Genomic DNA, 23,264 nt, shown 5'->3' with positions numbered 1-23,264 from the left:
GCGCCCTAAGGCGCTTTTTTTATTCACTGATTAGGCTGGTTTACGTAAGTCTTTACGTAAAATTTTGCCTACATTTGATTTTGGTAATTCATCCATAAACTCAACATAACGAGGGCGTTTATAGCCTGTTAAGTTTTCTTTAGCGAAGCTCAAAACTTCTTCAGTCGTTAAGCTTTGATCTTTTTTCACAATAAAGAGTTTTGGCACTTCACCTGATTTTTCATCTGGAACACCAATTGCTGCAACTTCCAATACTTTTGGATGTTTAGCAATAACTTCTTCGATTTCACTTGGGTAAACGTTAAAGCCAGAAACCAAAATCATATCCTTTTTACGGTCTACAATTTTTGTATATCCACGGCTATCCATCACGCCGATGTCACCCGTACGGAAGAAACCATCTGCTGTCATGACTTTAGCTGTCTCATCAGGACGATTCCAATAACCCTTCATCACTTGAGGACCACGAATTGAGATTTCGCCTTGCTCACCTAAAGCAACTTCTTTACCGTCATCATCTAAAATAGCAACTTCAGTTAAAGGTAACGGAATACCAATCGTGCCGCTAAATTCAGTAGAAGCAGGTGGATTTGCGGTTGCTACTGGTGAAGTTTCTGACAAGCCATAACCTTCAATAATGGTTGTACCCGTAATTTTCTTCCACGCTTCTGCTGTAGAAGGTAAAACGGCCATACCACCGCCCATCGCCATTTTTAAATTGCTATGGTCAAGTTGTTTGAATTCTTCATTGTTCACTAAAGCATTAAACAATGTGTTTACCGCTGGGAAGAATGATGGTTGATATTTACGTAATTCGTTAATAACAGCTGGTAAATCACGAGGGTTCGGAATCAAGATATTTGCCTGACCTTTATACATACCGTACATCGCGCAAACCATGAACGCAAAAATATGATAAAGCGGTAACGCACAAACAATACGGTCGCCTTTAGCACCATCGTTTGCTCCAAATTTACTTTGGAAAATACCATCACACTGAAGTAAGTTTGCTACAAGATTACGATGAGTAAGCTCTGCACCTTTTGAAACGCCTGTTGTACCACCAGTGTATTGAAGTACAGCAGTGTCACTTAAAGTTAAAGTCGGACGCTTATAATTACTCGCATTTTCTTTATTTAATGCTGAGTTAAATTTAACGTGTCCTGGAATATTCCAAGCTGGAATTTGTTTACGTACTTTACGTAATACAAAATTCACCAGAGTACCTTTGAGTGTACCGAGCATATCTCCGACTGATGCAACTACAACATGCTTCACTGGAGTTTTACCCAAAATGCTTTGGTAAACACTGGCAAAGTTTTCGATAATTACAAGTACTTCTGCACCTGAGTCATTTAATTGATGCTCAAGTTCACGCGCAGTATAAAGTGGGTTAACGTTTACTAACACTAAACCTGCACGTAACACAGCTAATGCAACTACAGGATACTGCAATACATTCGGCATCATCACTGCCACACGAGTTCCTTTTGCTAACCCCAAATTTTGCAAATAGGTCGCGAACTTACGGCTTGCAAGCTCTAACTCATTAAATGACATCGCTTTATCCATAAAGATAAAGGCATCGCGAGAACCAAATTTTTGGAAATTACTCTCAAAAATATCAACAAGTGAAGTATTTTCCGCAGGCAATGCTACTGTTTCTGGAATCCCTGTTTTTTGGTATTCTGCAAACCAAATTTTTTCCATAATGCCATTATCTCCGATTCGTAATCCTTAGTAATAACTGTTATTCAATGCCCCAGCTATTCTTTAGCTTCTTGGTGCCAGAACATATTTAAAACTTATTGGCACATTCATGACACTTCGAACAAGATTATGAGACAGAAGTTTTGACAATTTAACCCTGCCAAATTTTTTGCATGGAGTACAAATTACGTACTCCAAATTGCTGTCCTTTTAATCGTTATTCAATACCAACAAGTTCAGTTCATTGCTTGAACATGTTGCCATATATAGCGTATTTATGTTGCCAGACGCTAGCTTTATCTCTGAATCAACAGTTTATTTGCTTTTTGATATCCACGTGGTAAGAGCTGACCTTTTGAAGCTCGTTTACCCATATATTTTTGTAGATCATCACCTTTTAATTTTAGATGTTGCTGACCTGCAACCACCTGAATTATTTCATCTAAGTTCAGGGTTGTCATGGATAAAATTTGCTCTTTCGCATCAAGTTGTATCAACTTATTACCTTTACCCTTATTTAGATTTGGTAGTTCTGCCAAATCAATAATCAAGAGTCGACCTGCTGAGCTGAGCACCGCTAAGTGCGTCATATTTTGAGCAGATATTAATGGTAAAGCTTTTGATTTTTCAGGAACAGACAAGAATGTCTTACCTGCCTTGGCATTGGTATCTAACTGTTTGGTTTGAGTTTTAAACCCATAACCAGAGGTACTCGCAGCGATAAGTTCAGACTCTTCATCTTCTAGATAAACCTGAATAAACGACACGCCACTTGCAGGAGCAAGTTTAGAACTTAATGGTTCACCCAAACCTCTTGCTGATGGCAAACTGCTAATAGGCAAGGCATAACTACGCCCTGTCTCATCAAGGAAATAGATCCGTTGATTGGTTTTACCCACAGCGTGGCTTAAATATTGGTCGCCCGCACGATAGTTTAAATTCTCTGCATCAACATCCGCACCTTTTGCAGCACGAATCCATCCCGCTTCAGATAAAACCACCGTTACCGCTTCAGCTGGCATTAAATCCTGTTCTTTAATCTGAACAGCTTCAGCACGCACCACGATTGGAGAACGGCGTTCGTCACCAAACTTTTTCGCGTCTTCTTTTAATTCACCAATAATCAGATTTTTTAAAGATTCTGGATTTTCTAATTGCTCACGAATAATGGCAGCTTTTGCAGCAAGCTCATCTTGTTCATGACGGATTTCCATCTCTTCAAGTTTTGCCAAATGACGTAACTTAAGTTCTAAAATTGCTTCTGCCTGTATCTCATCAATATTGAAATGTTCCATCAATACAGGTTTAGGCTGATCTTCTTCACGAATAATACGAATCACTGTATCAATATCAAGATAAGCAATTAAAAGACCTGCCAAAATATGCAGGCGTTTCTCAATTCGGTTTAAATGATATTCTAAACGGCGAGTTACCGTTTTTTTACGGATCTCAATCCATTCAAGCAAGATACGACGAATCGATTTAACCTGAGGACGTCCATCCTCACCAATCATGTTTAAATTAACACGGTAGCTCGACTCTAGATCGGTGGTTGCAAATAAGTGACTCATTACCGCTTCCGCATCAATACGGTTTGAGCGCAATACAATCACGAGTCGTGTTGGGTTTGCATGATCCGACTCGTCACGAATATCAACGACTAATGGCAGCTTTTTGGCCTGCATTTGGTCGGCAATTTGAGTAATCACCTTAGAGCCCGATACTTGATAAGGCAGCTCAGTAATCACGATTTCATTTTTTTCAATAGTATAAACCGCTCGCATGCGGTAACTGCCACGACCAGTGGTTTGGATTTTGAGTAATTCTTCTGGCGGAGTAATAATTTCAGCTTTTGTTGGTAAATCAGGCGCTGGAATATATTCAGCCAATTTTTCATCTGAAGTTTGCGGGTTACGAATTAATGCAATCGTGCCTTTAATCACTTCACGTAAATTATGTGGAGGAATATCTGTCGCCATACCAACGGCAATACCGGTTGTACCGTTGAGTAGAATATTAGGAATACGCGCTGGCAACGTAATAGGTTCTTTTAATGAACCATCAAAGTTATCTTGCCAGTCAGTTGTGCCCTGACCTAACTCATTTAACAACAACTCACTGTAAGCAGAAAGCTTTGCTTCGGTATAACGCATCGCAGCAAATGACTTAGGATCATCTGGTGCCCCCCAGTTACCTTGTCCTTCAATTAAAGGATAACGATAACTAAATGGCTGAGCCATCAATACCATCGCTTCATAACATGCCGAGTCACCATGAGGATGATACTTACCGAGCACATCACCTACTGTACGCGCTGATTTTTTTGGCTTGCCGCTATTTTTTAAGCCTAGCTCGCTCATGGCATAGACAATACGGCGCTGTACAGGCTTTAAGCCATCACTGATATGCGGCAATGCACGGTCCATAATGACGTACATGGCATAATTCAAGTAAGCCTGTTCAGTAAATTCGGCTACAGAGCGGTTTTCTGTCGCTTGATGCGCAAGGCTGGTCATAGTCAGCTTATCTTCCAAATCAGTCGTTATTTTAAATGAGTCTTATGCTAAGTGGGCTATGTTACAGACACAAGAGGGAGTCTGTCACCTGAGCGTCAAATTATGTCTCATCTCTCTATATTTTTAGTTACTTGCTATAAAGTTAGGCAAAACTACAAGCCTATCGACTCGAGTCTTTTCCCTTGGGTTTCTTCACCTAATATTAAAATTACAGCTGCGACCAAAAGTAAAACAACGGTAAACATCATAAAAACATGGCTAAACCCATGCTTTGCAACCATCATATGAGTAACCACAATCGGCGCCAAAATTCCGCCTAAACGCCCCATTGCCGATGCCCAGCCCGAACCGAAAGCCCGAATATTGGCTGGATATTGTTCTGGCGTATAGGTATATAACACGCCCCATGCCCCTAAATTAAAGAAAGACATGAGACAGCCCCAAAACATAATGCTATTTACGCTGTCGGCTTGTCCAAAGAAATATGCAGACAATGCACAAAACCCGATAAATGAAGCGAGAGTAATTTTTCTACCCAATCGCTCAACAAACCATGCAGCCGCCAAGTAACCGGGTAGTTGCGCCAAAATCATCAGCAAAACATATTCAAAAGATTTAACAATGTCATAGCCCTGTTTCACCAATAAACTTGGTAACCATGTAAAGATACCGTAGTAGGAATAGACGATCCCAAACCAGATGAGCCAAAGCATTAAACTACGGCGTGCAAAAGGGCCACTCCAAAGTTGTTTAAAAGATACCTTTTGTTGTATGGCGACAGGCACAACTTCAATGTGATGAACGATTTGGACACCCGCCTGAGCTTCTAGTTTTTGAACTAAAGTATGCGCTTCTTCGATACGACCACGGTTAATCAGGTACGGTATCGACTCGGGGAGTTTTTTCCAAATCACTAAAATATAAATCAGAGGGAGGCCGCCCATCAGAAATGCGATATGCCAGCCAAATTTAGGAATAATAAAATAAGAAATTAACGCAGCAACTAACCAGCCTAAACCCCAAAAACTTTCAAGTAATACAATAAAACGACCACGTACATGTGAGGGTATATACTCACTCACCAATGTCACCGCAACAGGTAACTGCCCGCCAAGCCCAAGGCCAACAATAAAACGGAAAATCAGTAACCATTTTAAATCTGGAGCAAAAGCACATAAGGCAGTCGCAATACTATAAATTGCCATGGTTGTAGCAAATATTGTCTTTCGGCCAAAACGATCGGCTAAAGCTCCCGAGCAAACTGCTCCAATCGCCATTCCTACAAAGCCAATACTGACAATCCAACCGCTTTCGGCTGGTGTTAATGCCCAGTCTTTAACAAGTGTTGTCATGATAAAAGCAATGATACCGGTGTCCATCGCATCAAACATCCAACCTAAACCAACCACCCACAATAATGTGTAGTGGAATTTGCCAATTGGAAGATTTTGTATACGTGAAACCAGATCCATAAGAAAACTCTACTGGAAAGAATAAGTGAGCAATACAATATTTAATTGTTATAGCATGCTCACATCGTATTCTGCATGATTAATGTTCATCGGTTGATGAAGCTGATTCTGCATCGTCATCTTTATAAATAAACTTAGGCATTTCTAAGCCGAAATAGATCGCAATCAAACGCAGAGTAAAACCGAAAATTAAGGTTGAAATAACAGTTAACTCTAAACTGAATCCCAAATCTAAGCATACCCAATAGCAAATGACCGCTACAAAAGAAATACTCGCATAAAGTTCGCGACGGAAAACGAACGGAACGTCGTTACATAAAATGTCACGCAAAATACCGCCAGAAACTCCAGTTAATACCCCTGCTACTGCCGATACGACAAAACCATGCCCCATTTGTAAGGCAATCTGACAACCAATAATGGTAAATCCAATTAGACCTAAGGCATCGAGCACCAAAAAGATGTTATGTAAATGACGCATCCATTTGGCAATAATGATTGTGACAAATGCAGCACAACAAGTCAGAACCAAATATTCAGGGTGTTTTACCCAAGTTAAAGGATAGTGACCAAGTAATACATCACGTACAGATCCGCCTCCTAAGGCAGTCACACAGGCAATCAGTACGACACCGAACCAGTCCATACTCCGTCGCCCAGCAGACAGTGCGCCTGTCATGGCTTCGGCAGTAATCGCAATAATATAAATGACGGTGAGTAACATTGCCCTTTCCCTCAGGCCAAACGGTGCGCGTATTTTAAGATAAAGTTATAGGAATTGTGCACAGCATTGTTTAAATTTTTTTCCAGAGCCACATATACAAGGCTGTTTCATGGTGACATGCATATCTACAGTGGGATCAAGAAAAAACCATTGTTGTTGATGATATACAAAATGTGAAACCTCATGGTGAACCTGAGCTTTTTGTCCATCATGATAATGTGCCTTGAATTCAACCTGTGCATGGGTTTTATCTAATTTCTCTTTAGCGTTAACGACGTCTAAACCCAACCATTGATTTTGTTTACTCCAGTCTGCAATGGCATCTTTATCAAGTGCAGTTTGCTGGCCTAAAGCGGTTGTTTTCACAATATAATCAATTTGCTGTAATGCAAAAGCACTATAACGCGAACGCATAAGCTGCTCTGCCGTCAGGGCTTTTGCTGTACCTAAATGTAAAGGCTCACAACATTCTGCATAGCTGCCTTTTCCACATGGACAAGTGTGTTGAGTCATTCTGTGTTTCTCAAATAAAAAAATAGCTCAGAGTTGAGCTATTTTATGATGTTTCTAGACTTAAAATGTCATTTAATCTTTTGATTCATCTTGTTCGATAGAAACAATATGAACTTTCTCGATTTTATGGCCTTCCATCGTAATCACTTCAAAGCGATAACCATCTGCTTCAACAGCTTCACCATTTTCTGGTAAGCGGCCTAAATGGAATAACAAGTAACCTGACAAAGTTGAATACTGTTCACTCTCATCAACCAGATCACGACCTAATAAAAGTGATACGTGGCGAATGTCCGTTGAACCTTCAAGTATTAATGAACCATCTGCCAAACTCTCAGCGGCTGCATCTAGCTCATCTTCATCAGGGAATTCACCCGCAATGGCTTCTAAAATATCAATTGGCGTTGCAATACCTTCAATTGAACCATATTCATTTAAAACTATTGCCATTTGTAACGGTGCTTGACGTAATTGCTCCATCACCATAAGTACTTGAGCATTTTCATGCACAATGACAGGTTCACGTAAATGCTTTTGGAAATCGACCACACCTGTTTCAATAAAGCCATTTAGAACTTTATGAGTAAGTGCAATACCTTCAATATTATCAAGCTCACCACGTGCAACAATCAAACGAGAGTGTGTCATTGACATTAAACGTTCTTTTAAAACTTCTGGTTCGTCGTCTAAATCAATCCACTCAAGTTCAGGTCGTGGAGTCATAACAGACTTTACAGGACGTTCTGATAAACTAAGAACACCTTGCACAAGCACACTATGATAAGCTCCATTTTCTTCATCAAATACTTCATCTGCAAAAGCTTGTGTAGCCAATACATCTTCTTTATCAGAAGATTGCGTATCTGAGCTAGAACCACTGCTTTTACTTCCTAGCATACGTAACACGGCTGAAGCAGTGCGATAACGTAAGTCGGTGGTTGTAACCAGTTTTTCCTGATTGCGACGCATGCTCTGGTTGATAATTTCCACCAAAACCGAGAAGCCAATTGCAGCGTATAAGTAACCCTTCGGAATATGGAAACCAAAACCTTCCACGACCAAAGAGAAACCGATCATCATCAAGAAACCAAGACACAGAATAACAACCGTTGGATGCTTATTCACAAAGTCCATGAGCGGTTTCGATGCCCACAACATGATTCCGACAGCAATTACAACTGCAACCATCATGATTGACAGCTCTTTCACCATACCTACAGCGGTAATCACACTATCTAACGAGAACACAGCATCAAGCACAACAATCTGGACAATGACCATCCAGAACGCAGCATGAACAGGGTTATCTTCTTTATGAAGTTGATTACCTTCCATGCGCTCATGCAATTCCATGGTGCCTTTAAAGAGCAAGAACACACCACCGAACAACAAGATCAAATCACGCCCAGAGAATGGGTGATTAAAAATATGGAAGAGTGGTTCTGTCAGTGTCACGACCCAAGCAATCGAAGCTAAAAGTATTAGCCGCATTCCTAAGGCGAGTATTAAACCAATTATACGTGCTTTAGCTCGCTGCTCTGGCGGCAGTTTTTCGGCCAAAATAGCGATGAAAACGAGGTTATCGATCCCCAATACAATTTCAAGAACGATTAAAGTTGCTAAACCCACCCAAGCAGATGGATCAGACATCCATTCAAAGATCATCGATCCTGCTCCTGTGCTGATTGGATTTTATCTTTATTTGGCAACACAGCAGGCATGCCCATACAAAGGAGGGAAAATGTTTTTTTAGGACAAGAAATTAAAACGGAGCGACTACAACCACTACCCATATTTGTTCATATGTTGTTAAACGAATTTTTAGTATAGGCAAGATTTAACATAAATTCATCATTTTTATTTGTTCATGACAGGCATTCACTAAACCCATACAAAACGTTAGTCTTTACTATAAATCTGCTTATAAAGTTGTCATATTTTTTGCTTAGTGTAGACAAGAAATATGAACGTGGTAAGGTGAAAATAAAACAATGAATAGCGTATTAACAATGGCAGTAAATGATTCACCAATAACAGCTGTAAAAACAAAACAACCTCTTATTGCATTATATTGTGGTTCACGTGCGGGAAATAACCCGATCTACCGAGAAAAGGCGATTGAACTCGCTCATGGAATTGCTGACCAAGGTTTCGGCTTAGTCTACGGTGGTGCCAGTATTGGTTTAATGGGACAAGTTGCTGAAAGCGTTCTTGCAAACGGCGGAGAAGCTGTCGGTGTCATTCCTGAATTTATGCTCGACTATGAAGTAGCCCATGCTGGCTTAACCGAATTACATATCGTAGAAACCATGCACGAGCGCAAAGCCATGATGGCAGAGCGTGCAAGTGCATTTATTGCATTACCCGGCGGTTTAGGAACATTCGAAGAAATATTGGAAATAGCCACTTGGGGCCAACTTAACCAACACCAAAAACCCATGATTTTGTATAACGTAAATGGCTTTTATAATGCATTGATTGCCCAGCTAGACCATGCAGTTCAAGAAGGTTTTCTTCCTCTTCAGCACCGAGCTAAATTAATTGTATGTGATGATGTCGATCAGATTTATAACGTCATTAAAAATTTAAAAATGCCGAAAAGATTTGTTGTTTAGTTACCCACCTAGTCTCCATAAAAAAGCGGTTCTGCCGCTTTTTTTGTTTTAACTATTTTCACCGCTACCTTCAAAAGCACTTAGATTTATTAAAGGGGTAATCAACATTGTCTTACTTTTTTTACTTTCAATTTGTTTTACACTAGACCAAAACGTTAACTTTCAAATGTTATGAATGCCACGCCGACTCACCAAGCCTTGCAACCTGAATATCGCTTACTCGTACTTTTGGTTTCCATTGGCTTTTTTATGCAGGCTTTGGACACAACAATTGTAAATACAGCTATTCCTGCAATGGCTCACCATTTAAATGAAGACCCTCTACGCATGCATAGCGTAGTGGTGGCCTATGTTTTATCAGTAGCCGCCTGCATTCCTTTAAGTGGATGGTTAGCAGACCGCTTTGGTGTTAGAAATATTTTCTTATCGGCAATCGTTATTTTTACTTTAGCCTCTTTAGGTTGTGGTCTTTCTCAGAGCCTCAATGAACTCTTATTTTTCCGAGTCATCCAAGGTGTAGGCGGAGCCTTACTACTTCCTGTAGGTCGACTATCACTTTTAAAGATTATTCCCCGAACTCAGTTTTTAGCTGCAATGAGCTTAATGAGTCTTGCAGGTTTACTCGGGCCGTTGGCTGGTCCAACTTTAGGTGGCTGGTTAGTTGAAGTTGCAACTTGGCACTGGATTTTCCTCATCAATATTCCCATGGGTATCTTAGGTATCTTAATGACATTAAAAGTCATGCCTAATTTAAAAGAGCCTTCAGTCAAAACATTTGATTTAGGTGGCTTCATCTTATTAGTGGTAGCCATGATTGGATGGTCTTTGGGTATCGAACATTTAGCCTCACCTGAATATTCAAAATGGTTCAGTATTTCGCTATTAGTCGTCGGTATAATCGCAACGCTTTGGTATGCCTATCACTCTCATACTCATCAAAATGCGTTGTTCCGTAGCCGACTTTTTAGAAACAAAATTTATGCAATTGGTATTTTAGGTAACTTCTTTGCCCGCTTTGGTGGTAATGCCTTACCTTTTGTTTTACCGCTCATGTTACAGGTGGCTTTTGGCTTTGAACCTTTCATTGCAGGTTTAATGATGATCCCTTTAGTTTTAGGCTCATTATTTTCAAAGCCAATTGTCAGACCGATTATTCAAAAGATTGGCTATCGACGTTTTTTACTCATCAACACAACGCTGGTCGGGCTATGTATCGCCTCTTTCGCCATCATGACAGTTGACACTCCAACTTGGTTTAGAGCCTTACACTTTTTCTTATTTGGCACATTAAACTCACTGCAATTTGTGGGTATGAACACATTGACCTTAAAAGATCTGCCTCAACAAGATGCCAGTAGCGGTAATAGTTTCTTGTCGATGATCATGATGCTATCAATGAGTATTGGCGTGGCACTTGCGGGCACACTCATTAATATCTTTACTAATTATTATGGAGCTGACCATGTGACCACTGCATTCCATGTCACTTTAATTTGCCTCGGCTGTATCAATGTCATTACAGCGCTTATTTTCTGGCAAATTCCAAAAAATACCCCCGTATAAGCCGTTGCATTTTTAGCGTGGTTTCTCCCTCTTGAATCACGTTATGATGTCGGCTTCAAATCTGTAATGAGTTTTGCATGACTAAACTGGCTAAAACCTTTTTCACAGCACGGTACAATACCTTTATTGGAATTGGCTTGGGATGTGTTATGGGAGTCTTAGCTTATTTTGGTCTGTTCTATCAGCAAAAAGCCGTTGCACAAGATTATCCAGTTCAAGGATTGGATGTCTCTCACCATCAAGGTGATATTGACTGGAAAAAAATATCACCGGAAAAATTCCAATTCGTCTATTTAAAAGCAACTGAAGGCGGCGATTACAAAGATTCAAAATTTCAAGAAAACTGGCTCAAAGCTCGTGAGAATAGGCTTCATGTAGGGGCCTACCACTTTTATCGCCTGTGTCGTGATGGAAAGACACAAGCTGATAACTTTATTGCGACTGTACCTAAAAAATTAGATGCTCTTCCTCCCGTCATTGATCTGGAATATGACGGTAACTGTATCAATTCGCATACCAAAGAACAATTACTTAAAGAAATAGGCATCATGCATGATCGCCTAAAACAGCATTATGGCAAACAGCCTATCTTTTATATTTCTAAAACTTTTTATCACATTGTGTTAATCGGTAGTTTTCCTAATACACCACTTTGGGTTCGTGATTATGAAGGTAAACCTGAACTTAAAGACAAAAGAAAATGGCTCTTTTGGCAGCATAGTAATCAGGGTAAAATTGAAGGGATAATAAAGCCCGTCGACTTAAATGTTTATGAGGGTTCAGTCAAAGAATGGCACCAATTCTTACAGCAGCAAGGCATCGTGAAAGCACAATAATATGCGCAAAATCATTCATATCGATATGGATGCCTTTTATGCATCAGTCGAATTGCGAGAGCGTCCTGATCTAAAGCATCTCCCTGTGGTTATTTCTTCGCATCATCCGCGAGCTGTCATTGCTGCTGCATCCTATCCTGCCCGTGAATTTGGTCTGCGTTCAGCCATGTCGATGAGTCAGGCAAGAAAACTATGCCCTCAAGTCGTTATTATTGAGCCAAATTTTGAAAAATACCGCACAGTTTCCGCTCAAATTCACTCTATTTTTCAGCAATATACTCTGCTTATTGAACCTTTATCTTTAGATGAAGCCTATTTGGATGTCACTGAAAACCTAAAACAGATTGCGAGTGCAACCGAGGTTGCGATGCATATTCGGGAAGATATTTTTAGGTTAACTGGACTGACTGCATCAGCAGGTGTAGCCCCTAATAAATTTTTGGCAAAAATTGCTTCAGACTGGAACAAACCTAATGGTTTATGTGTAATCAAACCTTCGCAGGTTGCCAATTTCATTCAAGATCTGCCCCTTAAAAAGATTCCTGGGGTCGGCAAAGTCACTCAGGAAAAATTACAGCAACTTCAATTACATACTTTGGGTGATTTACAGAAAATTGAAGAGGCTGTTTTAGTTCACCACTTCGGTAAATATGGACAACAACTCTACCTATATGCACAAGGGATTGATCATAGACCTGTTCAAGCTGAAAGAGCCCGCCAACAAATTTCGAAAGAGACAACTTTCGATAGTGACTTTACTTTGGTTCAATGTCAGCCCTATTGGCAAGGACTAGCCGAGAAAGTCTGGCAAAGCTTAGAGAAAAAACAGCTCAATGCACGTGGTGTGAATATTAAACTTAAACTCAAGAATTTTCAGACTTTACAACATAGTAAAAGCTTTAAAAGACCGATCCAGTCGCTACAGGACTTAATCCAAGTTTTATTTTTATTATTAAATGAAATGCAGATTCCTGAACATTTTCAGTTCCGCTTAATTGGTATAGGAGTTTATCAATTACAAACCCAAGCGGATGACTTCCAACTTAACCTTTGGTGATTGATTAATTTTCACTCAAAAGAGCAACTTTTAAACAAAATAGACTCCCTTTTACTGAGACTTTAGAGTAACCTAATCAACGCATATTCATTACCCATGTATTTGCAACATGCCAAAGCAACCTTTACTTTCGGCATATCGTCCTGTGATTGGCGTGACGACCAAATCCGAATATTACAGGGCTCTTCTGATACATGGCTTAGATATCCCTTCATCACAATAATCTACTGAAATTCCTTTCTACTTGCTTGCACCAACCCAGTAACTCTTCATAAAATCAAAACTATTAAATAAAGCCACTCTAGAGCATTTTTATGACGGTAAAGCGTTTACACGTGACTTCACGCTACTGCGAAGTTGCAATTTCAGGTAATTTGGTACACTTAGCTGGCCAACTCGCAGATGATACAAGCGTAGATGTTACAGCACAGACTCAACAAACTTTAGATAATATTGACCGTCTATTGGCAGAAGCTGGAACAGATAAAACCCATATTCTTTCTGTTATGATTTTTCTAAAAGATATCGACAAAGATTATGCAGCAATGAATGCTGTTTGGGATGCATGGATTAGTGAAGGACATCCACCAGCACGTACTTGTGTAGAATCCAAACTTTATGCGCCAGACGTACTTGTAGAAATGACGGTTGTTGCTGTACTTCCATAATTTTTATAAATATAAAATGACACTAAATTGAGCAATATCCCTAGTTATATTGCTCAATTTTTTAGTAGTTTTAACATTTTTAATGTCAGCATGTTATTAAGATCTTCTTTAATGAGTTCTTTAATCAATTACTATAATCTCTAACTTTTAAGACTTCACAAACGCATTTGACATTCGTTCTAGTTGCGGCGTTGCATGTAAAATTGCCATCTCTGTTTCTGGAGTCAATAAGTCCCTTCTTAAATCGTGATAATCAGGCACCTCACTGTAATGCAGTACACGATAGCCAGCCAATTGTAATAGACGACGTTCATATTGTTGATGCGCACGGCGTAAACCATTTTCGCCAAGAACAACAATGACAACAACCTGATAATTTTGATCAAGTACAACAAAATCAGCTGCCATATTTTGATATTTTCGACGTGTATGCGCATATTTTGTAGTTAATAATGCATCAAAGGATACATGTGCCAACACGGTAAATTTAGGTAAAACTGTTTGTAGTCTGGTTAATGTCATTTGCTCATGACTGGTTAATACTGCACGGCGCTTCAAGGCACTATCATGTTGATGCCTTCGCGAAAGACTTTTCACTGCCATTACGACAGCCAAAAATAATAATAAGATCGTAATTAAATAGTACATGGGTCCAATCCTTTAGGTTTTTTATAATGATTTTGCTAGATCACACTTTGTTTTAATTGATAACGACACAGCCGTTTTTTAAAAGGTTCACTTAGTAATTTCACTTGTAGTTATCAAGCTTGGCTTAAATTTAGCCACCCTCACATTATTTATAATCATAGAATCTACAACAATCAAGTGCAGCTCGTCAGATTTTTGCTATTTATCATTATTCGTTACGTTTTTTGTACTTTTAATCTTCAAAAATCTCACTATATGATTTAAATAAACACATAAAAAACAAAACAGGCTCTATTTAAGAGCCTGTTTTATCACTATCCACGAACCTTGCTTTTAGGTTTACTTTTTCCACCAAATGGTCTTTTCTCACCTGTTTCACGAGGAGGCAAACCAGTGTGTTGGGTTAGAACCTGCCCTTTTTGTGGACGTTTTTGCCCTGCTCCTGAACGAGATTGCCCCTGACCACGTTTTGCTGAATCACCCGCTACAGAAGAGTTCTTCTTACGTGCCGACTTATATTCACCTTCAGCAGTACCTTGTGGCTGATAGGTCGGGATCAAGTGCTGCTTTGAATTACCAATTAAATCTGCACGGCCCATTTCTTTTAAAGCTTCACGAAGCAATGGCCAGTTATTTGGATCATGATAACGTAAGAATGCTTTATGCAGACGACGGCGTTTCTCGCCTTTTACAATATCAACTTTTTCAGTATAGCGAGCGACTTTAGCAAGCGGGTTTTTGCCCGAATAATACATGGTCGTTGCAGTTGCCATTGGCGATGGATAGAACGTCTGTACCTGATCGGCACGGAAACCATTCTTTTTCAACCAAATTGCAAGGTGCATCATGTCATAATCTGATGTACCCGGATGTGCTGCAATAAAGTAAGGAATTAAATATTGCTCTTTTCCTGCTTCTTTACTGAAACGGTCAAACATTTGTTTGAAACGATCATACGTACCAATACCCGGTTTCATCATCTTAGATAAAGGACCATTTTCGGTATGTTCGGGAGCAATTTTTAAATAACCACCAACATGGTGTTGTACGAGCTCTTTGACATATTCAGGGTTGAGTACAGCAAGGTCATAACGTAAACCTGAACCAATCAGAATTTTCTTCACACCTTTAATTGCACGTGCTTTACGATAAAGCTGTACTAAAGGTGCGTGATCCGTATGCAAGTTTTGACAAACGCCTGGATATACACAAGAAGGTTTACGACAGTTCTTCTCAATTTCAGGATCTTTACAATGCAAACGGTACATGTTTGCCGTTGGACCACCTAAATCTGAAATAATGCCAGTGAAGTTTGGTGCTGTATCACGGATTTTTTCAATCTCACGTAAGATCGAATCTTCCGAACGGTTTTGAATAATACGACCTTCATGTTCTGTAATTGAGCAGAATGTACAGCCACCAAAACAGCCACGCATAATGTTGACCGAGAATTTGATCATATCAAATGCAGGGAAACGAGCATTGCCATAAGTAGGATGCGGCAAACGTGCATATGGTAAATCAAACACATAATCCATTTCCTCAGTCGTTAGAGGAATTGGTGGAGGATTGATCCAGACATCACGTTCACCATGGCGTTGAACCAAAGCACGGGCATTACCCGGATTAGTTTCAAGATGCAAAATACGGTTTGCATGCGCGTAAAGCACGTGATCATTCGCCACTTCTTCAAAAGAAGGTAAACGAATTACCGCTAACTCGCGTGGAGGCAACTTGTGTTTAATTGCTTTTGACGGTGCTGGCTTTAATTGAACGATTTGAGTGTCGTCATCTAGTTTGTCGCCTTCACGCACAATCGGGTTTGCAACAATCTCTTTCTGGAAATCTTGATACTGAGCTAAAGAATTACCCTTTTCTTTTTCAACCTCACAGCCATCAATATCTTCAGTCATGACATATGGGTTAATAATTGGGTCAACACGTCCAATCGTATCTACATCATTACTCGCAACTTCAACAAACTTTGCTTTTGATGCTTTGTTATGTTTATTAATAATAAATGCTGTACCACGAACATCAGTAATCTCGTGGATTTTTTCACCTTTCGCCAAACGATGCATCACATCAATAATAGCACGCTCACCATTACCATACATGAGTAAATCAGCTTTTGAATCCATCAAAATCGAACGACGAACTTTATCTGACCAATAATCGTAGTGCGCAATACGACGTAAACTACCTTCAATACCACCTAATAACACAGGTACATCTGGGAATGCTTCACGACAACGTTGGCAATATACAGTCGCAGCACGATCAGGACGTTTATTTGGTTCATTGTTTGGAGAATAAGCATCATCAGAACGGATTTTACGATCTGCCGTATAACGGTTAATCATCGAATCCATATTACCTGCGGTTACACCCCAAGCGATCGTTGGTTTACCTAAAACTCGGAAGCTTTCAACATTGGTCCAGTCTGGCTGCGCAATAATTCCGACACGGAAACCTTGTGCTTCAAGCACACGCCCAATCACACCCGATACAAATGATGGATGGTCAATATAAGCATCGCCACAGACTAAAATAAAGTCACATGCATCCCAGCCGAGTTGGTCCATTTCTTCTCGTGACATCGGCAAAAATGGTGCGGGTTCAAAACACGACGCCCAATATTTGTCGTAATCAAACAGCGCTTTTGGCGCAGTCTGCATGGTGTAGGCAGTAGACATGGCTTGCGAATCTCGGCTAGCAGATGGAGGAGAGACATCTAAAGATGAAAGCCGATCATTTTAACATGAATTCCATTCATTTTCCCTGTTTATAAAACATGCGAAAACAACAATATAGAAATTAATTTGATTAAACTTTACTCAATATTTTATTCTTGGAATAAATACGGCGGAATAAAATCCGCCGCAGTTTTAATTTTTATTTATAAAGCTTAGAACAAAGCTTTTGGCAAACGAATCTGAATAATCTCATTGTCGTCAGCCAGTTTTGCATTACGCCCTGAAGAGCCTGGGAAGTTATTGTCATTTAGAACAGTGAGCGTTGTACCATTTTCAATAATCACATCTTCAATCGTTTCAAATGGGAAAGCAAAAACCTGTCCCGTACCAATATCCCCTGCTCTTGCTGTGCTATACAACAAATTCGGGTTAGCAATTTTAATTAAATCGACTAAATCTTCACGGCTTACTAGTTGGCCGGACTCATTTAATTTAATACGAATTAATTTTTTATAGCCGCCTAAATTATTCTGGGTCGCATCACGCTCAATAATAATGCCTTCTTTATCATTAAAGAGTTGGAAGTCACCAATATTTGTTGCCTTGCTGTCTAACTGGAACCAATAATATTTTCCTGTATACGCTTTTTTCTTCACATCAAATTGAGAAATCAATAATTGTCTTTCTGTTTCTCGAATTGATTTAATTGGCTTTTCTATAAGCGGGTAAAGATACTGCCCATCTGGCGAAATCGCCATTCCTTCAAAACCACCACTTTGCTGAACCAAAGGCTCTACAAAATTAATTTGTGCTTTATTAAACTGATTTTGTGGCGAACGTAATTCTTGAGTCGGATTTAATGGATTTGGCAGAGCAATCGGTGCATCTAATAACACGCCATCTGCTGAAAAATGAAGTAAATAAGGCCCAAACTCATCACCAATCCAGTAAGTCCCATCATTAGTACGTTGCATAGATTCTGGATCAAAATCAGCACCCGTTAATAAACGCTCAGCTGTATCACCATTCACGATATTAAAAGGAATTAATTTGTTCGGATCACGCAGTTGGATAAAGCTTTGCACAGTCACTTGTCCCGTGCCTTTAGCTTTAGTTTTGAAATCAGGCTTTAATTTATAAATACGAAGTAAAAAGTCTGCTGAATTATCTTGAGTTCCGAAACCGTTATCAGCCATTGCCATATAACTGCCATCTTCATTTTTTAATGCAGCAGAAAAGCCTTGTACAGGTTGACCCTTAAATGGAGGATAAATTCCATTTGCACCTTTGACATATGCACCAGAGTCTGGGCCAGCAGCATAGGTTTCTACAGGCAATTTGGCAAAAGAAATTAAAGTTGGTTCGGTAACATTTTCAGTAGGTGAAGCTTGTTCTTGATCGTTATCATCATTACATGCCGTCAATCCTAAACTGGCACAGCATAATAATGCCACTAATGTTTTTTTGCTCATAGTTTTATACAGTTGGTAAAAAATTAAGCAAATTTAATCAAGCTTATATGAAGTTTTCACTTCAAAAAGATGAAATCTTTATGGCGAAAATATGACAGGACTAACTATTTAATAGAACCTTAAAAATTCAACCTCTTCGCTAAAAACTGATTAAAGTTTTGTTGGCTGATATTCTCCAGCAATTGCTGCTTTTAAAAATTTTTGGAAAGTTGGACATTCCATATGATTTTCAGCAGGACATACAGCAGCATGTTCTAATCCTTGACTAATAAAATGCAATCGTTTTGCCATTTGTTTTAATTGTTCAGCTTTATCTTTTAGTTTTTGCCGATCAAGCTCTGGCTTACCATCTTGTCCAAACATTGTTGCGATTTCATTTAAAGAAAAACCTGCGGCACGACCTAAAGCAATGAGTGCCAATTGATCAAGCACTTGTTTCCCATATTGCCGACGTAAACCTTGTCGCCCTATTGATTTAATTAATCCTTTCTCTTCATAAAAACGTAGTGTTGCAGTTGTAACTTTTGCCTTTTTAGCGACTTCACCAATATCCATAACAACCTCTTGACTTCAAGTGAACTTTAACTTGCACAATAAATTTATCACGTTTCAGACGTATAAAAGCAAGGTTTCAAAATGAATCTCTCCACATTGTTCTTTCAAGCTTTATGCCTTGGTATTGGCGCAACAATTATTATGGATATCTGGCTGTTAATATTAAAGATATTCAAAATTCCAACCTTAAACTTTGCCTTTCTCGGGCGCTGGATTGGCTGGATATTCCACGGAAAACTCATCCATCAATCTATGGCTCAAAGCCCTAAAATTAAGGGTGAATATTTATTAGGTTGGGTTGCTCACTATAGTGTCGGGCTAATCTTTTCATTTAGCTTTCTTTTAATTATTGGCTCAACTTGGCTTAACCATCCTCAGTTTTATTCAGCACTTCTGTTTGGTGTAGTCACCGTTCTCATTCCTTTTTTTATTATGCAACCTGCGATGGGTAGTGGTTTTGCTTCTTCAAAAACCCCTCGTCCTTTTTTGAACTGCCTAAAAAGTTTGATGAACCATAGTGTTTTTGGTTGTGGCTTATATCTCACTACAAAACTATTTCAACTTTAAATAAAGAGGAAACTACTCATGAAAACCGTTGCCCTTATTTACTATAGTCGCCAAGGCCACACCCAATTTATTGCTCAGCAAATTCAAACTGGTATTTTGAGCCATAAAGATATTAAAGTAGATTTACTCAATGCTGAACATCTTGTCGAAAAACCAGAAATCCTAATTCAATATGACGGCTTAATTTGGGGATCCCCTACTTATTTAGGGGGTGTATCTTCCAAGTTAAAACAACTCATGGATGCAACGGGTCCATTATGGAAAAAGCAGAGCTTTAAAGGAAAACTAGCGGCTGGCTTTACCGTATCTTCCCTTCCCGCAGGTGATAAACAATCGACACTAATTTCACTTTTTACCTTTTGCATGCAACACGGCATGTTATGGGTCGGCAACCCTATTATGCCTGAGCAACATCAAGGTATTCCTTATACTCAAGCAGCCAATCGTCTAGGCTCATGGTCAGGCTTAATGGCTCAGGCTGAACATGGCAGTAATGCCGATAGGTTTGATGAAGGAGATATTAAAACTGCTCAACAATTTGGAGAAAATTTTGCATTGACCTTAAATGCTTATCAAGGAATATAAGACCATGAAAGCACAGAAGCTTTTATTCCTCTTCATTTTATCTGGAATGATGTCTTTTATAGTTTCAGGTATTTCAACTTTTAAAGTAGTGGGACTAAATCATCATTTCCTTTCATTGTGGGTATCGGCTTGGATTATTGCATGGATATTGGCTTTTCCAAGTGTATTGATTTGTGCTCCTATAGCCCAAAAACTTGTCGACATCGTATTTAAGTAAGTTGATCTGTAAGTTAAAACGTACAAAACTTGCGGTGATTTGCGGATATTCATCTTTAGTATTTTTTCATAATATATAAAGCATAGAGAGACAGGATGTCTCATTGAAGAAGAATAAGAACGCAGGAAGCGGTAGTTGACAGGAGTTAGCTACATAAGCTGAATACGAAAGAACCTCGACAGGATGTCGGGGTTTTTTCATTTTAATTATACAAAATTCTCACTATTTGCTTGTGCTGAGCAACAGAACTTATATTGATCGATTAGTTGCAGCTGAATACCATGATTTCATTTGAAATTTGATTATCGGTTTTGTATTTTGCTTACCTCATCTTTACCTAACAATTATTTTAAACCGACTCAAATAAACATTTTGAGTCTCAAATTTTTCGTAATTGCTTTAATGACAATAATGACTGGGTGTACAAGCTTAGGCCCGAATAGTGGTTCATTTTCATGGCGTTCAAATAAGCTCTCATCTGGTCTACAAAAAGCTTATTCCGTTCCACAAAGCACAGCAAATCGATTATCTCCAATAATTATTCAAAGTGCTGACCAATATAATGTGCCCCCTCTTTTACTTGCCGCAGTCATAAGACAAGAATCAAGTTACAATACTAATGCGCTATCACCTACGGGTGCAGTAGGTTTAACTCAAATTATTCCCAGCTATTGGCAACAAACTTGTGCTGGTAATTTGTATGATGAATCTACAAATATTCAATGTGGTGCTTATATCTTAAATCACTATTATCAGTCAGCGGATAGTTGGTTCAAAGCAACAGCCTATTATAATGTGGGACCAACTGGATATGAGCGAAGCTTCTGGACACGGCACAAAGCTAAAAAATATGCTCGATCTGTTAAACGTCATCAAAAAGCTTTAAAAGGTGCTTTATAAATAAGTTTAAATAAAAGCCCATCAATAGATGGGCTTTTTTATATAGTTAATTTTATTCGTCAAATAAACCGTCAAACAGAACAGAAGATAAATAACGCTCACCACTATCTGGCAGAATAACAACAATAGTTTTACCAGCATTTTCAGGGCGTTCTGCAATTTTTGCCGCCGCAGCCAAAGCTGCGCCACTTGAAATACCCACTAGAATACCTTCTTGGGTTGCACAGTTTCTTGCCCACTGAATTGCTTCTTCGCTAGTCACTGGTAAAACTTCATCAACAAGATCTAAATCAAGATTCTTTGGAATAAAGTTCGCACCAATTCCCTGAATTTTATGCGGTGCAGGTGTAATGTTCTCTCCATTTTTAGTTTGAGTAATAATTGGAGACTCGGCAGGTTCAACGGCTACAGAATACAAAGGTTTATTTTGAACTTGTTCGAAATAACGAGAAATACCAGTAATTGTACCACCAGTACCTACGCCAGCAACCAAAATATCGACTTGTCCATCTGTTGCTTGCCAAATTTCAGGACCAGTTGTGTCTACATGAATTTGAGGATTGGCTGGATTTTCAAATTGCTGAGGTAAGAAATAAACATCTGGCTGTTCACCTGCTAATCGTATAGCTTCATCAACTGCACCTTTCATCCCTTTCGCTGGTTCAGTTAAAACTAAATTGGCACCGAGTGCTTTTAATACTTTTCTACGCTCAAGACTCATACTTGCAGGCATAGTTAATGTAATTGGATAACCCTTAGCAGCTGCAACAAAAGCCAATGCAATCCCTGTATTACCACTGGTTGGTTCAATAATATGCATGCCTTCTTTTAACACACCACGCTTTTCTGCATCGGCAATTAGTGCCGCTCCGATACGACATTTCACAGAAAATGCAGGGTTACGGCTTTCCACTTTTGCTAATATGGTTGCACCAGTTTTAATCAAACGATTAATGCGAACTAAAGGAGTATTACCAATAGCTTCTGCATTATTTGGATAAACTGCTATTCCTAAATTATTGGGTGTTGGAAATTGCTGATCAGTAGACATGTTATATCCTTATTAGATTTGGAATGATTCTGAATCATTATAAGCTTCTAGAATAAACAGGAAAGTAGAAAAGCTAAGTAATGCCTGAATTCTTAAATGAGGAGTGTCTCTTATCATAGATTTCTTTTCAAGAAACAAAAAATTAAGAATTATTTTAAAAATCAAATTATTAGATTAAATAAGTTTATTTTCTCATCCATATCTTACGTTATTAACACTACCCTAATCTTCTGGTTACACACTAAAGTAAGGTTTTTCCAAAATTTTATATAGCGAGTTACCAAAGCTCACCCTCTCTCCAATCGGCACAAATAATATCGTCTTCTAAATTATGAGTTAGTCGCTCTTTCAGCTGAGCGCTCAACGGAAATAACATAATTTGATAATCATCTGTTAGATAAGTGGAAGCATTTTGTTTGATGTATAAATCCCCCCACCACGAAATCCAATCTAATTTTTTATAGAATGTCTCATCTTCAGGCTGTAATGCCGCAAGTTCATAGCCTACAGTAGTTAAAACATCAGTTAAATATTTTAATAATTTAGATGCAAGTCCTTTCCCGCGCATATTGAAATCAGTAGTCACATATTCTATATAAGCAGTTTTTACAGTAATACCATCTTTTAAGGTGAAAATTCGATCTGTCCATAAAGCATGTGACACAATATTATCACCCAATATGCCTATTATATGTACAGCATTTTGCATGAAGGTATATTGACTCCAAGGATCTTCATCAAAAGCAGCAAAACACAGCTCAGCAATTTGTTGCCGTTGTTGCTTATTTAGGTCATGAGCCGCGATGATTTTAAACTGCATAGGCAGAAACTCTATTTTAATTGCTTAAATCATAAGCAAATATCGAAATAATACGAAGTTTTTTAGTTTTAATTAAACA

At 38.9% G+C, this 23,264-nt stretch carries 21 protein-coding genes and 1 pseudogene; 9 read left to right on the top strand and 13 right to left on the bottom strand.

All coding sequences use genetic code 11. From position 1 onward, the window contains the following. Positions 1 to 30: 30 nt before the first annotated feature. The 6 genes from I7H67_RS15760 to I7H67_RS15735 all read right to left on the bottom strand — a co-directional run bounded on the left by I7H67_RS15760 (position 31) and on the right by I7H67_RS15735 (position 8,600). The gene (locus tag I7H67_RS15760) at positions 31 to 1,710 is read right to left on the bottom strand and encodes a long-chain-fatty-acid--CoA ligase (RefSeq protein WP_004795215.1); all 1,680 of its coding nucleotides are present in this window, start codon (positions 1,708 to 1,710) and stop codon (positions 31 to 33) included. Positions 1,711 to 2,006: 296 nt separating this feature from the next. Then, the gene (parC, locus tag I7H67_RS15755; RefSeq protein WP_005301517.1) at positions 2,007 to 4,226 is read right to left on the bottom strand and encodes a DNA topoisomerase IV subunit A; all 2,220 of its coding nucleotides are present in this window, start codon (positions 4,224 to 4,226) and stop codon (positions 2,007 to 2,009) included. A gap of 152 nt (positions 4,227 to 4,378) precedes the next feature. Next, positions 4,379 to 5,698 carry an MFS transporter gene (locus I7H67_RS15750; protein ID WP_009392333.1) on the bottom strand — a complete coding sequence of 440 codons (1,320 nt, stop codon included), beginning with the start codon at positions 5,696 to 5,698 and terminating at the stop codon, positions 4,379 to 4,381. A 79-nt stretch (positions 5,699 to 5,777) separates the two neighbouring features. Continuing rightward, the gene (locus I7H67_RS15745) at positions 5,778 to 6,422 is read right to left on the bottom strand and encodes a trimeric intracellular cation channel family protein (protein ID WP_004795225.1); all 645 of its coding nucleotides are present in this window, start codon (positions 6,420 to 6,422) and stop codon (positions 5,778 to 5,780) included. Positions 6,423 to 6,467: 45 nt separating this feature from the next. Further along, positions 6,468 to 6,935 (bottom strand): YchJ family protein, encoded by a 468-nt coding sequence (locus tag I7H67_RS15740; RefSeq protein WP_151822284.1) that lies wholly within the window; start codon positions 6,933 to 6,935, stop codon positions 6,468 to 6,470. A 72-nt stretch (positions 6,936 to 7,007) separates the two neighbouring features. Continuing rightward, the gene (locus I7H67_RS15735; RefSeq protein WP_192455830.1) at positions 7,008 to 8,600 is read right to left on the bottom strand and encodes a TerC family protein; all 1,593 of its coding nucleotides are present in this window, start codon (positions 8,598 to 8,600) and stop codon (positions 7,008 to 7,010) included. A 326-nt stretch (positions 8,601 to 8,926) separates the two neighbouring features. On the opposite strand from I7H67_RS15735, the gene I7H67_RS15730 reads away from it, so the two are divergent. From I7H67_RS15730 to dinB, 4 genes are all read left to right on the top strand, one after another. Then, positions 8,927 to 9,550 (top strand): TIGR00730 family Rossman fold protein, encoded by a 624-nt coding sequence (locus tag I7H67_RS15730; RefSeq protein ID WP_013199154.1) that lies wholly within the window; start codon positions 8,927 to 8,929, stop codon positions 9,548 to 9,550. A gap of 171 nt (positions 9,551 to 9,721) precedes the next feature. Next, entirely contained in the window at positions 9,722 to 11,113 is a 1,392-nt protein-coding gene (gene mdtD, locus I7H67_RS15725) for a multidrug transporter subunit MdtD (RefSeq protein ID WP_198308283.1), read from the top strand. A gap of 77 nt (positions 11,114 to 11,190) precedes the next feature. Further along, positions 11,191 to 11,949, top strand: coding sequence for a GH25 family lysozyme (locus I7H67_RS15720; protein WP_198308282.1), 759 nt, complete (start codon positions 11,191 to 11,193; stop codon positions 11,947 to 11,949). Between the two features lies 1 nt (position 11,950). Next, positions 11,951 to 13,006, top strand: coding sequence for a DNA polymerase IV (gene dinB / locus I7H67_RS15715; protein ID WP_198308281.1), 1,056 nt, complete (start codon positions 11,951 to 11,953; stop codon positions 13,004 to 13,006). A 4-nt stretch (positions 13,007 to 13,010) separates the two neighbouring features. Here dinB and I7H67_RS15710 read toward each other — a convergent pair. After that, positions 13,011 to 13,127: pseudogene (locus tag I7H67_RS15710) on the bottom strand (hypothetical protein). 193 nt (positions 13,128 to 13,320) lie between these two features. On the opposite strand from I7H67_RS15710, the gene I7H67_RS15705 reads away from it, so the two are divergent. Beyond that, positions 13,321 to 13,674 carry a RidA family protein gene (locus I7H67_RS15705; RefSeq protein ID WP_004795237.1) on the top strand — a complete coding sequence of 118 codons (354 nt, stop codon included), beginning with the start codon at positions 13,321 to 13,323 and terminating at the stop codon, positions 13,672 to 13,674. A 147-nt stretch (positions 13,675 to 13,821) separates the two neighbouring features. On the opposite strand, the gene I7H67_RS15700 is transcribed toward I7H67_RS15705, so the two are convergent. The 4 genes from I7H67_RS15700 to I7H67_RS15685 form a co-directional block, all read right to left on the bottom strand. Beyond that, entirely contained in the window at positions 13,822 to 14,322 is a 501-nt protein-coding gene (locus I7H67_RS15700; RefSeq protein WP_005301476.1) for a DUF2726 domain-containing protein, read from the bottom strand. A gap of 314 nt (positions 14,323 to 14,636) precedes the next feature. Continuing rightward, positions 14,637 to 17,018, bottom strand: a complete 2,382-nt coding sequence (locus I7H67_RS15695) for a YgiQ family radical SAM protein (RefSeq protein ID WP_198308280.1) — start codon at positions 17,016 to 17,018, stop codon at positions 14,637 to 14,639. A gap of 212 nt (positions 17,019 to 17,230) precedes the next feature. Further along, complete coding sequence (locus I7H67_RS15690; RefSeq protein WP_198308279.1) at positions 17,231 to 18,490, bottom strand: esterase-like activity of phytase family protein; 1,260 nt, start codon at positions 18,488 to 18,490, stop codon at positions 17,231 to 17,233. A 150-nt stretch (positions 18,491 to 18,640) separates the two neighbouring features. Then, the gene (locus tag I7H67_RS15685) at positions 18,641 to 19,045 is read right to left on the bottom strand and encodes a helix-turn-helix domain-containing protein (RefSeq protein WP_198308278.1); all 405 of its coding nucleotides are present in this window, start codon (positions 19,043 to 19,045) and stop codon (positions 18,641 to 18,643) included. An 81-nt stretch (positions 19,046 to 19,126) separates the two neighbouring features. Between I7H67_RS15685 and I7H67_RS15680 the strand changes: the two genes are divergently transcribed. From I7H67_RS15680 to I7H67_RS15665, 4 genes are all read left to right on the top strand, one after another. After that, positions 19,127 to 19,612 carry a DUF2938 domain-containing protein gene (locus I7H67_RS15680; RefSeq protein ID WP_198308277.1) on the top strand — a complete coding sequence of 162 codons (486 nt, stop codon included), beginning with the start codon at positions 19,127 to 19,129 and terminating at the stop codon, positions 19,610 to 19,612. An 18-nt stretch (positions 19,613 to 19,630) separates the two neighbouring features. Beyond that, positions 19,631 to 20,197 (top strand): flavodoxin family protein, encoded by a 567-nt coding sequence (locus tag I7H67_RS15675; RefSeq protein ID WP_198308276.1) that lies wholly within the window; start codon positions 19,631 to 19,633, stop codon positions 20,195 to 20,197. Positions 20,198 to 20,201: 4 nt separating this feature from the next. Then, the gene (locus tag I7H67_RS15670; RefSeq protein WP_191901030.1) at positions 20,202 to 20,414 is read left to right on the top strand and encodes a DUF2798 domain-containing protein; all 213 of its coding nucleotides are present in this window, start codon (positions 20,202 to 20,204) and stop codon (positions 20,412 to 20,414) included. A 291-nt stretch (positions 20,415 to 20,705) separates the two neighbouring features. Then, positions 20,706 to 21,314 carry a lytic transglycosylase domain-containing protein gene (locus I7H67_RS15665; RefSeq protein WP_198308275.1) on the top strand — a complete coding sequence of 203 codons (609 nt, stop codon included), beginning with the start codon at positions 20,706 to 20,708 and terminating at the stop codon, positions 21,312 to 21,314. Between the two features lie 52 nt (positions 21,315 to 21,366). Here I7H67_RS15665 and cysK read toward each other — a convergent pair whose 3' ends face one another. Continuing rightward, complete coding sequence (cysK, locus tag I7H67_RS15660; protein ID WP_198308274.1) at positions 21,367 to 22,365, bottom strand: cysteine synthase A; 999 nt, start codon at positions 22,363 to 22,365, stop codon at positions 21,367 to 21,369. A gap of 277 nt (positions 22,366 to 22,642) precedes the next feature. Further along, the gene (locus I7H67_RS15655) at positions 22,643 to 23,185 is read right to left on the bottom strand and encodes a GNAT family N-acetyltransferase (protein ID WP_198308273.1); all 543 of its coding nucleotides are present in this window, start codon (positions 23,183 to 23,185) and stop codon (positions 22,643 to 22,645) included. Between the last annotated feature and the right edge of the window lie 79 nt (positions 23,186 to 23,264).

Source organism: Acinetobacter sp. ACIN00229 (assembly GCF_016106645.1).
GTDB classification, from domain to species: Bacteria; Pseudomonadota; Gammaproteobacteria; order Pseudomonadales; family Moraxellaceae; genus Acinetobacter; species Acinetobacter oleivorans.
The sequence above is the reverse complement of the archived record's forward strand: the minus strand, read 5'-3'. Positions and strand labels throughout refer to the sequence as shown.

Coding starts and splice junctions, on each gene's coding strand:
- I7H67_RS15685 (WP_198308278.1), bottom strand. CDS start 19,045: ATGGATATTGGTGAAGTCGCTAAAAAGGCAAAAGTTACAACTGCAACA.
- I7H67_RS15720 (WP_198308282.1), top strand. CDS start 11,191: ATGACTAAACTGGCTAAAACCTTTTTCACAGCACGGTACAATACCTTT.
- I7H67_RS15690 (WP_198308279.1), bottom strand. CDS start 18,490: ATGAGCAAAAAAACATTAGTGGCATTATTATGCTGTGCCAGTTTAGGA.
- I7H67_RS15760 (WP_004795215.1), bottom strand. CDS start 1,710: ATGGAAAAAATTTGGTTTGCAGAATACCAAAAAACAGGGATTCCAGAA.
- I7H67_RS15700 (WP_005301476.1), bottom strand. CDS start 14,322: ATGTACTATTTAATTACGATCTTATTATTATTTTTGGCTGTCGTAATG.
- dinB (WP_198308281.1), top strand. CDS start 11,951: ATGCGCAAAATCATTCATATCGATATGGATGCCTTTTATGCATCAGTC.
- parC (WP_005301517.1), bottom strand. CDS start 4,226: ATGACCAGCCTTGCGCATCAAGCGACAGAAAACCGCTCTGTAGCCGAA.
- I7H67_RS15675 (WP_198308276.1), top strand. CDS start 19,631: ATGAAAACCGTTGCCCTTATTTACTATAGTCGCCAAGGCCACACCCAA.
- I7H67_RS15750 (WP_009392333.1), bottom strand. CDS start 5,698: ATGGATCTGGTTTCACGTATACAAAATCTTCCAATTGGCAAATTCCAC.
- cysK (WP_198308274.1), bottom strand. CDS start 22,365: ATGTCTACTGATCAGCAATTTCCAACACCCAATAATTTAGGAATAGCA.
- I7H67_RS15655 (WP_198308273.1), bottom strand. CDS start 23,185: ATGCAGTTTAAAATCATCGCGGCTCATGACCTAAATAAGCAACAACGG.
- mdtD (WP_198308283.1), top strand. CDS start 9,722: ATGAATGCCACGCCGACTCACCAAGCCTTGCAACCTGAATATCGCTTA.
- I7H67_RS15730 (WP_013199154.1), top strand. CDS start 8,927: ATGAATAGCGTATTAACAATGGCAGTAAATGATTCACCAATAACAGCT.
- I7H67_RS15695 (WP_198308280.1), bottom strand. CDS start 17,018: ATGTCTACTGCCTACACCATGCAGACTGCGCCAAAAGCGCTGTTTGAT.
- I7H67_RS15705 (WP_004795237.1), top strand. CDS start 13,321: ATGACGGTAAAGCGTTTACACGTGACTTCACGCTACTGCGAAGTTGCA.
- I7H67_RS15680 (WP_198308277.1), top strand. CDS start 19,127: ATGAATCTCTCCACATTGTTCTTTCAAGCTTTATGCCTTGGTATTGGC.
- I7H67_RS15735 (WP_192455830.1), bottom strand. CDS start 8,600: ATGATCTTTGAATGGATGTCTGATCCATCTGCTTGGGTGGGTTTAGCA.
- I7H67_RS15745 (WP_004795225.1), bottom strand. CDS start 6,422: ATGTTACTCACCGTCATTTATATTATTGCGATTACTGCCGAAGCCATG.
- I7H67_RS15740 (WP_151822284.1), bottom strand. CDS start 6,935: ATGACTCAACACACTTGTCCATGTGGAAAAGGCAGCTATGCAGAATGT.
- I7H67_RS15670 (WP_191901030.1), top strand. CDS start 20,202: ATGAAAGCACAGAAGCTTTTATTCCTCTTCATTTTATCTGGAATGATG.